The 12485-nt window shown below is 61.2% G+C and carries 8 protein-coding genes and 1 tRNA gene; 3 read left to right on the forward strand and 6 right to left on the reverse strand.

The window, feature by feature from the left end; translation table 11 throughout:
- Positions 1-25: 25 nt before the first annotated feature.
- The 3 genes from DSM100685_RS01955 to DSM100685_RS01965 all read right to left on the reverse strand — a co-directional run bounded on the left by DSM100685_RS01955 (position 26) and on the right by DSM100685_RS01965 (position 5816).
- Positions 26-1525, reverse strand: a complete 1500-nt coding sequence (locus DSM100685_RS01955; RefSeq protein WP_152349688.1) for an isopeptide-forming domain-containing fimbrial protein — start codon at positions 1523-1525, stop codon at positions 26-28.
- A gap of 148 nt (positions 1526-1673) precedes the next feature.
- A complete protein-coding gene (locus tag DSM100685_RS01960) occupies positions 1674-5570 on the reverse strand; it encodes a DUF7601 domain-containing protein (RefSeq protein WP_152349689.1) in 3897 nt (1298 codons plus the stop codon).
- A 48-nt stretch (positions 5571-5618) separates the two neighbouring features.
- Positions 5619-5816, reverse strand: coding sequence for a hypothetical protein (locus DSM100685_RS01965; RefSeq protein ID WP_152349690.1), 198 nt, complete (start codon positions 5814-5816; stop codon positions 5619-5621).
- A gap of 292 nt (positions 5817-6108) precedes the next feature.
- Here DSM100685_RS01965 and DSM100685_RS01970 point away from each other — a divergent pair, with 292 nt between their 5' ends.
- Both DSM100685_RS01970 and DSM100685_RS01975 read left to right on the forward strand, forming a co-directional pair.
- On the forward strand, positions 6109-6336 hold the full coding sequence (locus DSM100685_RS01970; protein ID WP_152349691.1) for a DUF6364 family protein: 228 nt from the start codon (positions 6109-6111) through the stop codon (positions 6334-6336).
- Positions 6333-6752, forward strand: coding sequence for a type II toxin-antitoxin system VapC family toxin (locus DSM100685_RS01975; RefSeq protein ID WP_152349692.1), 420 nt, complete (start codon positions 6333-6335; stop codon positions 6750-6752). Before DSM100685_RS01970 ends, DSM100685_RS01975 begins: the two co-directional genes overlap by 4 nt.
- 11 nt (positions 6753-6763) lie before the next feature.
- Here the strand turns inward: DSM100685_RS01975 and DSM100685_RS01980 are convergent.
- A tRNA-Gly gene (locus DSM100685_RS01980) sits at positions 6764-6837 on the reverse strand.
- A 185-nt stretch (positions 6838-7022) separates the two neighbouring features.
- Here DSM100685_RS01980 and DSM100685_RS01985 point away from each other — a divergent pair.
- Positions 7023-8246: a MalY/PatB family protein gene (locus DSM100685_RS01985; RefSeq protein WP_152349693.1), complete on the forward strand. Its 1224-nt coding sequence runs from the start codon at positions 7023-7025 to the stop codon at positions 8244-8246.
- 121 nt (positions 8247-8367) lie between these two features.
- On the opposite strand, the gene DSM100685_RS01990 is transcribed toward DSM100685_RS01985, so the two are convergent.
- Positions 8368-10260, reverse strand: a complete 1893-nt coding sequence (locus DSM100685_RS01990; RefSeq protein WP_152349694.1) for an amylosucrase — start codon at positions 10258-10260, stop codon at positions 8368-8370.
- A gap of 649 nt (positions 10261-10909) precedes the next feature.
- On the reverse strand, positions 10910-11461 hold the full coding sequence (locus DSM100685_RS01995) for a holo-ACP synthase (RefSeq protein WP_152349695.1): 552 nt from the start codon (positions 11459-11461) through the stop codon (positions 10910-10912).
- Positions 11462-12485: the final 1024 nt, after the last annotated feature.

The raw sequence follows: 12485 nt of genomic DNA on the forward strand, positions 1-12485 counted from the left end.
GCGGTTAACGCTCAATCACATCAGCTCACGCACGAAGCGCGGCGCTGGCCTTGCGGGACTTGCCGTACACCGTGGCGGCGGCGCCCGCGAGGAGCGCGGCGATCACCGTGAACAGCGCGATGCCCGCGGCACCGGTCTGCGGAAGCTGGGAAATGTTCTTCACGTTGAGGACCGTAGTGACGGTATCGCCAGTACCTGGCGTGACCAAGCCAAGCAGATCCTTGGTGAACTTGACATTACCATCATTGACCGTCACTTCAAAGGACAGCGGGGTCTTCAGGTACCCACCCTTGAAGTTGTCGGCATAACTGGACTCGGTGATGATATAAGTGCCGTTGGCAAGACCTGCGAACTTCACGGTACCGTCGGCACCAGAGGTCACCGTGGCGGTGTAGCCAGTCGGGAGAGCCGGGGTCTTGTTGTCGTCCTTCGGCGTAATGGTGAACTTGACACCAGCAAGACCGTTGGCATCCTCATCCACACCGATCTTCTTGAACTGAACCGGAGTGGTCTTCACCGTGTGAGAACCAGGAGTGCCGGATTCGTTGTTATCGTGCTCGATAACGGCGCGATTAACGATATCTCCTTCAGCATCACCCTTCACGGTAGCGGTGTAAGTGATCTCGATGTCGGCACCGATGACGAACTTGGCGGCGTTGATAGCGATGGTCAGCTTCGTGTTATTATCGGCAGGATAGGTGACCTTGACGCCAGTGCTCTGGTCATCCGAAGATGCGACCGCCTGACCGTCAATCTTCACGGTCACAGAATTCGCATCGATAGCGAGCTTATCGGACGGCGTATCAACGAAATTGTAATCGTAGGTATCGTAGCCGGTGTAGTTTGGGATATTGCCAGTCAGCGTGTACTTCACCTGATCACCGACGGTCACGGAATCCTTGTTTGCGGTCTTGCCCGGAGTAGGAACGCTGGACGGCTTCGCATTCGCGGTGCCGAGCTCCTGATTGGCAAAGTCAACGAAAGCACCGGAGCCGTTATCGGCATCCTTGTTCCAGATCTTGGTGCCAACCAGCAATGCGGAACCGCTGGCATCAGTCACGAGGTACCAGCCCTGTTGCACGTTGGAGAAGGTCGACACCTTCTTATCAGTGTCCAGAGTCGGGTTGACAACCGTGCCCAGCTGACCAGTCTTGTTGGCCAAAGCATCGGCGAACGCCTTGAGCTGAGCGGCAGTGCCATTGCCCGCCGCAAAATAGGCAACGGCATCCGGATAACCGCCAAAGTCCGTGATATCGGTCGAAGCGGCAGCAGCAGTCTTCACTGCATCCGTAGCGGCAGTCACGTCAACATTCGTGGCCTTGTCATCAGCGCCAAATTGCGGGTTGGAATAGGCACCGATGTAGTACGCATGAAGTTGATTGTCTTCAAACGTGAAATCAGCACCCGCGTTCACAGTGAACGAGGCATCGTTCTCCGCCGCATTTGCGGTGGTGGTGCCGATGGCGAGGCCACCGAGCAGGGTCGCCGCTGCGGCGAGACCTGCGAAAAGCTTCCTCATCTTCATGAGAAACCTCTCTTCCTTTCATTTGTTGTTATTGCTGTATCTCTTGCAATCGCGGAGGCCGAGGCCCTTTCCAAGACCTCCGCGATCCGCAAATCCTGTTTGGTTGTCGGCGGGCGGCGTCGGGACCGCCCGCCAGCCGGTTCGTCGGCTAGAGGCTCAGGCCCCCGCGGCGACGCCATTCGTGCATGGCGGCCATCGCCAGACCGGCCATCACGGCGAACATGCCGCCGCCGATCAGCCAATCGCGCGCCGACGCCGGCCCGCCCGTCAGCGGCAGTGCGGACACGGCCGTGAACGTGTTGGTGAAGATGGGTATGTCATCGCCAGTCAGCGGAACGTCGCCCTTCGTGTAGGTGACCGTTGCGGTCAGACCGGAGGCGGGAGCCGTGGCTTCTGCGACTTCGACCGTGGCGGTGTATTCCGTGGTGTCGTAGGTCCAGCCCTGCGCGTGATCCTGTGTCTGCTCCTTGATGGAGAAGGCGTAGGTGCCCGTCTGGGAGAAGGACAGCTCCGCGAAATTCAGAGGATCCGTGGTGGTGCCGTTGGCGATGTGGCCGCTCGTGGACACGGTCAACGTGTCGCCACCAGTGGTGAGCTTTGTGGTCATGCCATCCTTCTGGTAAGTCACGTCACCAGAAGTGCTGTCCGTGCGCTTGAGCTCGAACGTGAAGTTCTTGCCGTCCGGCTGAGTCCAATCAGCGCCCTGCACGGTCTTCTTCACGGAAAGCGTCGCCGTTGCGGGCTGACCGAATCCGTTGACGAACTTAGCCCATGCCTGTTTATCAGCTTCCGAACTTGTCTCACCGGTATCGCCACTCTTGGAAACCTGATGGAATCGGTTCTGCGTATCTACTTGCTCGGTCACCACATAATGTGTGCCTTCGGGCAAACCGGTGATCACCGCCACCTGATCCTTCTTCAAGGTCAGAGTGCCGGAACCGTTGATCAGCGTCAACTTGCCATTGGCGTTGTTTCCGACGATCTGATCGCCAACCGTGTCGTCCTGGTTCAGCGCATGCACGGTGTACGGAAACTCGCCAGACAGATTCTTCGCATTCTCGCCGTCACCATCCGTGAGCGTCACAGTGAACGTGAAGTCCGCTTCTCCGTCCGGATTCGTGCCGACGCCGCTGACCGTCTTGGAGATGTTCAGCGTGGTCGCCTTGACGTCCCCGACGCGCACGATGGTGGAGCCGACGAACAGCGGCGTTGCATCCTTCAGATAGTCATTGTTGGCAGTCGGCGCCATGGTGACACGGGCAAAACCATCGGTCACACCAAACGTCGTCCTGTCAAGGCTCTGATCCTGCAACTTATTATCGGTTCCCAACGCCAGATAACCATACTTCAGCAACGGCGTGGGATAGGTGACCCCGTAGCTGTATTGGAAGTTCTTGGTCTGCGATGGACTTGCGTCTTGCCAGTTCGCCACGGAATTGCTCGTAACCGTGGTGCTGGTCTGTAACGTGCCCGTGACATACTGCAGCGGATCGTCGCCGCCGTCACCGGCCCATTGGGTCATAGTTCGCACCAGCGTGCCAAGGCCGACATTGACCGAGACGTTGTCTTTCTCGCCAGCTGTCACAGCGGTCATTGCGCCGTCCATTCCCTTGATGTACGCAGTGGCATCCGCATGCACGCCGGCATCGTCAACGACCACTTTCACATAGTGTTCGTTCAGCAAGTACCCTTGCGGCGCAGTGGTTTCCTTGAGCCAGTACACTCCGTTCTTCAATGGCTTATCCAGCTTGTTTGCGGGGAAGCTCACCGATCCGGCCAAAGCCAAGCGATTCACACCGTCAGCATCGGTAACGCTCTGATTGGCCGTCTTGTGTTCGGCAATATACGGGGCGGACTCATTCGGTTTGCCGTTGTCGTCCGCATACAGCGTAAAGCCAGCCTGATTCATCACATCCGTGGCATCAACGGCGTTACCGTTTGCATCGGTTTTCTGCGCAATCAACACGTTCTTGATGTTCGGCACTTGAAGTTCCGTAGCGTATGTACGATCAAACGACTTATCATCGCTGATCAACCTGTACATGCCTCCCGTATCGGACGCATCGGACGCCTTGAGCAGCGTGGTTGGAATGTAGTAGTAGCCGATGGCGTAATGCACCGGGTCATTGTCTCCGGCCGCATAATAGTATTCGCCAACTTCGCCTGGCAGATCAACGACCTCAATCTGGGGCTGATTGCTGTCATTGAGTTTGAAGGTGTTGTATTCATCCCCATGCTTATAATTCGCCTGCGCCGCCGCGAGCACACCCGCGAAACCGGTGCCCATTTCGCTCCAGCCGTCAATAGGATCACCCACCACGGCTTGCCAGTTGTTTACGTCCGGCGCTTTGCTCTTGCAGTCGGCGTCATTTTGAGCCACACACCGCATGACCACCGCGACGAACTTGCCATCCGCCTTGGCGACATCAGACACCGTGAACTCCTTGGTATCCGCACCGGAATTGCGCTCACCGGTGAACTTCGGCGACACGATCGTCGTCTGCACCTTCGGCGTGGCCACGGCACCCGTTTCGAATTTGTTCGCGGACACCGCGTAGGTATCACCGTTCACGTCCTGCTTTAGTTCCAGATGCACGGGCTTAGTCCCGCGATAGCCCTCCGGAGTTTGTTCCTCAAGAATGTAGTAATGGCTCTTGGCATACAGCTGATTCAATGTCACGAGCTTATTGCTGTCCGCAGCTTTGAAGGCCAGTTGACCGTCACCATCAGTCGTACCGGAGACGACAGCGGTCTCATCCGTCTTCTTGTAGTTTGCATCGGCTTCATACAGATTGAAGTTGACACCAGCAATTGGGTCACCCACCTGATCGACCTTCAGCACATCGTTCTGCGGGGTCTTGCGAAGGTTGAACGTGAGCTTCATGTTCGACTGGTCGTTGCCACGCTCCAAGTAATAGAAATGCAGCGTGTGCGAAGTGTCGTCGGCGAAAATGTACTGGCCGTTTGCGGCTTTTGTCCAATTCGCGCTGTTTGCGAAATCCCGGTCCGTGTAGCCGGCAGCACGGTACATAGCTTCCAGCGTGGTGGAGAATTCAGTGCCCTTGCTCGAATCCTGCGGCCACACCTTCACTTCGCCGGTGGCAAAGTTGATCGTGCCGTTGACCTTGCCATGACGGCCGCCAATGTCAAGGACCAAGGTATCGTCGAGGTACACCCACACGTCATCGTCGCCGGAGAAGGCGAACGTGGTGTCATTGCCTCCGGTCTTGCCATCCACAGGCTGTGTGAACGGCACATCCATCGTCAGACCGAAGCTGTGGTTCAGACCACCGCATTCGGTCAGTTTGTACTCGCCCTTTTCCTTCGTGCAATCCTTGATGACATCACTGATTGATGGGCTGACAGTGCCGTTATTGAAGGGGAAGAAGCCAAGGTTCTTTGTGGAACTGTTATTCTTGTTGATGGCATCCGAGGTTTCCTCCCACGAATAGGTGCCCTTGGAATCAGGAGCGGCAGACAACTGCGCATGCGTCTGGTCGCTGTCATACTCGTAGTAGCCGTTGTTCAGCTGGAACAGGTTCGGAGCCACGCTATAAGAAGTCTTGTAGCAGGTTACCGAATCATCGGTGCAAGAAGAAGCATCCTCAGTATCGAACAGATACTTCAGCGAATCGGTTGCACCGCCGGTGATGTTTTGGTCGCCGGACAAATGCGGATAGCCATCCTGCCCGAGTGTCGGTGCGACAATGCCCTGCCGCGCACCGCCGTAAGCTCCCGGAGCCGTCTTGAGGCTGGCAGAAGCGGACACATTCATCCACGGCGTGTACGTTGTGCCGTTGCGAATGGTGTTCCAGCTGTGCAGCGAGAACTTCAACGCACCCTGATTGATGCCACTGTTTTCGTGACTAACTCCATCCAGTCGCGGATCTGTCGGCACGAAGTCATAGCTGTAGTCCGAAACGTGGTTCCAGAGATTGCCCTCCTGACCAGATTGGCCAGCTGTAGCCTTATCCGTCTGCCCCAGCAGATGACTGGAATTGCCCGGTAAATTGTAGCTGTAGCCCCAGTAGTCGTTTACCGTCATCGTGGCGCCGCTCGGCGACACGGTCGCAACAGAATTTGAGGCCTTGGCTCACCGCGCAGCATCAATCTGTCCACTCGGCGTGGCTGCGGCCCCCGCAACGCCCTTCGCGTCCTCGGCGTAGGCGCTCACGCCGAATCCCACGCCGGCTCCGATCATGGACACGGCGACGACTCCCGCGATGGCGCGGCCGACGAACTTCCTCGTCGTCGGGCGCATGGCGGAGAACAAATCAGCAATCCCTCGCATAGCTTTTCAGCCCATCTCCTATATGCGGACGGTTCCGCAAGCTTCTACTATTTGGGAAAGCTAGCCGGAAGACACCCAAGATGAGACCACCCGAATGGTGGGGTTCGGCTACCCGAGACGCGAGCAAATGCCCGAATGGCGGGAACGTGGGCCCCTCGATGATCGCCGACGATTTTCTGTGATCTCGTCCACATAGGGGGAAACGGGGAGGGCAACACAACGAAACGCATGCTCCATTGGTGTACGTATATAATGAGCACATATATACGTACACCGATCGAGGAGTGTCGCCATGGCCAAACTGACCCTCAGCATTGACGAACGAGTCATCGCCAACGGCAAGCAATATGCCAAAAAGCAGGGGCGCACGCTGTCATCCATCGTGGAGGATTACCTGAGCGCATTGGGAGGCGGCGAGGCCATAACGCCATCGCCGTCCGTGCGGGCGCTCATGGGCATCGGACGGGGGCCGGCGGACGAGAACGCCTATCGGCGCCATCTCGTGGAGAAATACCAATGAACCGCCTCATCGTCGACACCAACGTGTTCCTTGACGTCATTCTGTCAAGAAAGCCGCTCTGCGACGCCTCCGCGGCCCTGCTGAGCCTCTCAACCCGTCCCGATCATGAGCTTTTGATGCCGGCGCACGCCGCCGCGACCATCGCCTACATCGTCGAAGCCAACGCCAACCGGGGCAGGGCGCGGCAGGCACTGTCGCTCTGCCTCGGCATCGCCCACGTGGCGCCGCTGGACGAGACGACGATTCTGCGGGGATTGTCCTACAACTTCAAGGACACCGAAGATTCATTCGTCGCCGCCATCGCGGAACGCGAGCACGCAACGTTCATCGTCACCAACAATGTGAAGGACTTCGCCCTGTCGCCCATTCCCGCCATCACGCCGATCGAATACCTCAGCCGCATCAACGGCGAATGAAGTCACCCCAGTGGAGCGGACGACGGGAATCGAACCCGCGTAATCAGTTTGGAAGACTGAGGCTCTACCATTGAGCTACGTCCGCATGGAAGCCGCGAAACTTCCGGTGCACGATTATGGCATACACCCGCGGACTTTGCAAAATCGGCCGGCCCCTATATAAGAGGACGCGGCGCGCGGGGCGTCGACGGGGCGAACGCGTTAGAATGCCATGCGTCAATCCATCGACCCACGCCCACAAGGCGACGACGGCAGCAAGGAGCACCACGCATGGCACAGTACGATTTCACCTCGATCATCGACAGGCACGGCAAGGACGCCATCGCCATCGACGCGGTGGGATCGACGACGAGGCCCGGATTCGCGCCGTCCGCCCCCAAGCCGGGGTTCGACGTGATCCCCATGTGGGTGGCGGACATGAACTTCCCCACCGCCCCGTCCGTGCGCGAGGAGATCATCCATCGCATGGAGCACCCCATGTTCGGCTACTTCGACCCGAGCGATGCGTACTACCGGAGCATCATCGACTGGCACCGCGACCGCAACGGCGTGACCGGGCTCGCTCCGGAGCACATCGGCTACGAGAACGGCGTGCTCGGCGGCGTGGTCAGCGCGCTCAAGGCGTTCGCGCAGCCGGGCGACGCGGTGCTGCTTCACTCCCCCACCTACAACGGCTTCACGCACGCGATCGGGCAGAACGGCTTCCGCATCGAGCACAGCCCCCTGAGGCGCGACGCGGACGGCGTGTGGCGCATGGACTTCGACGACATGGACCGCCGGCTCAAGGAGAACAACATCCACGTGGCCGTGTTCTGCAGCCCGCACAACCCCACGGGCCGCGTGTGGGAGCGCTGGGAGATCGAGCGCGCGATGGAGGTGTACCGCGCGAACGACTGCGTGGTGGTCTCCGACGAGATCTGGTCGGACCTCATCCTCTCCGGCAACCGCCACATCCCCACGCAGTCGGTGAGCGACGACGCGCGCGAACGCACGATCGCCTTCTACGCGCCGAGCAAGACCTTCTCGCTGGCCGGGCTCGTGGGCAGCTACCACATCGCGTACAACAAGTACCTGCGCGACCGGCTCGTCTCGGTGAGCGACAAGACCATCTACAACGCCATGAACGTGCTGTCCATGCACGCGCTGATCGGCGCCTACAAGCCCGAAGGACGCGAGTGGCTCGACCAGCTGCTCGGCGTGCTCACCGACAACGCGCGGCTCGCGGTCGACTACATCCGCGCGCACTTCCCCGGCGTGGACACGGCCATGCCGCAGGGCACGTACATGCTGTTCCTCGACTGCACCGAGTGGTGCGCGGCGCACAGCGTGGAAATCGGCGAGCTCGTCCGGCGCGGCTGGGACGTGGGCGTGGCGTGGGAGGACGGCCGACTGTTCGAGCACCCGTGCGCGATCCGCGTGAACCTTGCGCTGCCGAAGTCGCGCGTCGAGGAGGCGCTGCGGCGCATGACGGAGTACGCGTTCACGGAGCAGTGAGGCGCCGGGACACCGGGACTCCGGAACTCCGATGAGACGACGATCGGGCCGGTCTTCCACAGCTGGGAAGACCGGCCCGATCATTTATTTTCCGCGGCCGCCGCGGCTGCCGACCACCGCGCTACAGCTCGACGACGCGGGCCTCGTAGGGCTTCAGGTCGGCGGCGAGGCCGGACGCCACGCCCGAGGCCGGATCGGCGTCCAATTGCACGGACTGCGGGTCGGCGGAGAAGTTGAACAGGCCGACGATCGTGCGGTCGCCCTCCTTGCGCAGCATGGCGAGCACCGCGTCGTTGTGCGCGTCCCACGACGTCACCCACGCGTCGGGCGCGAAACAGGCGTCGGAGCGCATCTCGCGCAGGCCCTCCATGCCCTCCCACAGGCGGTTCTGCAGCGTGCCGGGCTTGTGGCGCAGCTCGGCCTTGGCCCAGTCGAACTTGCTGCGGTGCAGGTTACGGCTGTCCTCGATGCGGTCCGGGTCCTCCTTGTAGTCCCAGCCGTTGAGCTGGGCGATCTCATCGCCGCAGCTCAACATCGGGAAGCCGCGCAGGAACGACATCGCGCGGTGCAGCAGCAGATCGCGGTCCACCGCCGTGTCCAGCGCGGGACGGTCATGCGTGATGATCGCCCGCTCCACGCCGGTCAGGCTCGCCGTGGTGCCGCAGCTGCGCGCGTCGCCGGACGTCTCGTCGTAGTTGTACAGCTCGCCCATCGCCCAGCTGCCGGGCACCGCGCCCTCGTAGAAGTGGTACAGGAACTTCTTGTGCTTGAGCGGATCGATGCCGAGGCGGCGCTCCTCGTCCTCGTCGAGACCCCAGCCGATGTCGTCGTGGCAGCGCAGATAGTTGACGAACCAGCAGTTCGAGGGCAGGGCGTCCAGCGCGTCGATCTGCGCCTTGAGCAGGCGGACGTCCCCGTTGGCGAGCGCGCTCCACAGGTTCACCATGATCGACACGTTGTACAGCATGTGGCATTCCGGCTTCTCCGGCGTGCCGAAGTAGGCGGCGAGCTCCTTGGGCGCCATGACCACCTCGCCCTTGAGCACCACGGCCGGGCAGACGCATTCGAGCACGATGCGCAGCATGCGCACGATGGTGTGGACCTGCGGCAGGTTGCGGCAGTTGGTGCCGAGCTCCTTCCAGATGTACGGCACGGCGTCGAGGCGGAACACCTCCACGCCCAGGTTCGCGAGGTGCATCACGGAGCTCATCATGGCCACGAGCACCTTCGGGTTGCGGTAGTTCAGGTCCCACTGGAACGGGTAGAACTGGGTCATGACCCACTTGCCCATCCGCTCGTTCCAGCTGAAGTTGCCGGGCGCGGTGTTGGGGAAGACCTGCGGGACGTGCGCGTCGTACTCGTCCGGGACGGTGCGGTCGTCGTAGCAGAAGTAGTAGTCCTGATACTCGGGGTCGCCGGCCTGCGCGGCCTTGGCCCAGCGGTGGGTGGAGGCCGTGTGGTTCATGACGAAGTCGAGGCACAGGCTGATGCCGTTGGCGCGCAGCTGCTTGGTGAGCGCGGCGAGGTCCTCGTTGGTGCCGAAGCGGGGGTCCACGTTGTCGAAGTCCTCGACCGCGTAGCCGCCGTCGTTGTTCGGATGCGGCATCTGCAGCAGCGGCATGAGGTGCAGGTAGGTGAGCTTCTGCTCCTTCAAATAGGGGATCTTCTTCGCGAGCCTTTTGAGGTCGCCGGCGAACAGGTCGCTGTACATGGTCATGCCGAACATGTCGCCGCGCTTGTACCACTCGGGGTCCCGCTCGCGTTCGACGTCGAGCCGCCGCAGGTCGTCGGGGCGGGCCGCGGCGGCTTCGGCCATGGCGGCGGTCAGGGCGTCGAGCGCGGTGCGGTCGTCGTAGAGCTCCATGAACAGCCACTCGAGCTCGTCGCGGTGGCGGGCGAGGCGGGCGGCGAATGCGGCGTTGGGGGCGTGGGCGGCGCGGTTCTCGGCGGCGCGGGCGCTGGTGGACGGCTGGGGGCGAGCCGGGGTGTGTGCCTGAGTGTTTGCCTGGGCCATGGGCGAACTCCTTCGTTCCTTCCTCAAGTGCATGACCGGTGCGTGGCGGCATATGTCCATGGCGGACCATGGCGGTGAGCGGTGCACAGCGGTATGTGCCGGCGCGTCGGTGCACGGTTATATGTGGGCGTCAGACCTTTGACGCTTGGGAACAGACTATATCAAACCGGTTCGACACGCTATGCGGGCAGGTGGATTTGTTTACGCGGACGTCGCAACTCGTGTATGCGAGCCTCCGCCCAGCGCCGCATACCACACTTCATTGCCGCATACCACACCTCATTGCCGTGCGCCGCGACACGTCTCGCCCAGCCGCGCCCCGGCCCTGTGCAAAAGTTGCAGAACCGTGCGCATCCGATCCGATATGAGGCCTGTATACGCACGGTTCTGCAACTTTTGCACGGAGCCGGACACACTGGAATGCACAGGGAAGCGTTACGGGTGTTGCGGGTTCACGCCCGCACACCATGTCGCGCCGCAGCTCATTTCACCACGCCGACCGCATGCCGCCCTCGGCTGCACCTCATCTATATGGCAAAAGTTGCAGAACCGTGCGCGTATCGGCCTTATATTCGACTGTATGCGCTCGGATCTGCAACTTTTGCACGGGCGGGATGCGCTTGCGCATGGCGGAAGGCGGCCGGGAAGCCTATGCCCGGGCGCGGACCTCCAGCAGGACCACCGCCGAGGCGACGCCGCCATCGTGGCTCAGCGAGATGTGCCAGATGAATGGCGCCTCGCGTGCGGTGGGCGGCATTTGAGAGGGGGGCTCATTCAACGGCCCGACCGACGATCCACCCGACAGCCCGCCCAGCAACCCGGCCGGCGGCCCGGCTAACGATTCGCCCAACGACTCGGCCAACGACTCGGCCAGCGCGCGGTGCACGTTCGCGTGGAGGACCACGCCCGGGCGGCCGCGGGAATCGTCGAGGATTTCCACGCCGGACCAGGGGAAATCGTCGAGCGTGTACGGGTTGGGCCTCTCCCCCAGCGCCTCGCACCACGCCTTGAGCACCGACTCCTTGCCGGCCCACTTGCCGGCCAGATGCGTGGACTCGGCGTCGTGCTTCGCCGCCGCACGGGCCGAGGCCTGCCGCAGCTCGCGGGCGGAGAACAGGGCGCGCATGCGGGTGCCCGGCTCGGCGAGCTGCCCGGCGAACGCGGCCAGATCCACCACGTCATGGCCCAATCCGAGGATCATGTGCGCTCCTTATATACCGCATGCGTTTCCGACCACCATCCTATTACGAGGCAATTCGACGCGCCGCCCGTACGTCAGGCCGCAAGCCGGGAACGCAGCACACGTGTGGAACGGCAAAAATGCCCCCTGCGTCATGGAGACAGACCACATGGCAGACCATGAGATGACCCGGAAAACGCCGACGCGGCGCACGCGGCAACGCAAACCGGGAACGCAACGTGCGGGAGGAACAGGGAATAAACACCGTTGCGGAACAGCGGTCTCTTCTCAGTGTGATGCGTCGGCGATGCAACGACTTCACAGCCCAGGGATGCAATGTGCAGGTGAAATGGAAAGGAATGCCGCTGCGGCACGGCGGTCGCACACCCCCAACGCAGTATGCCGCCGTTGCGGTACGCCCGCATCTTCCCAACGCGGCGCATCGGCGGCACAATGAACGCAATCCGGGAATGCGATGCACAGGCGTTATGGAGGCGGAATGCGGTAAATACCATTGCAATACGATGGTCGTCCCGTGCGGATTACGACCCAGCGCGGCACAATGTCAGCGCGAAAGCAACTCCGCGGTTCCGCCGAAGCCACCCAACACGGCTGGACGAACTATTCGCATAGTGTGCGGCAGATTTCGGATGCTGAAAACACCTATCTGCATAGTATGCAGTACATGCCCGCCCGCGCCACCGGAAAAATCCTCTTCGCAAGGGCGAATTCCGCCCTTTTGCATCATGCGTGAAGCATCACTGCTACGGAGGGTACTGCGCACTATGCAGATGGGCGTCCGCGCACCGAAGGATCCGCTGCACACTGCGCAAATACTGCACAATGGACTGCGCAATTCCCATGGGAAAGCGCCAACGTCGCGCCACTCGCCCTTCCTAGGGCAGATTCCGTGCATTGCGAACATCTACTCGCCTTTCCGAGGGCACCGGCACGACGCCGTCCGGCCAATCCGCGGTGAACAATGACCGGAAAACGGCCATATTGCAATGCGGGCATAAGGCGCTGTCCAAAAGCAAGTGCCCTC

This window comes from Bifidobacterium avesanii, from assembly GCF_009299475.1.
In the GTDB taxonomy this organism is placed as follows: Bacteria; Actinomycetota; Actinomycetes; order Actinomycetales; family Bifidobacteriaceae; genus Bifidobacterium; species Bifidobacterium avesanii.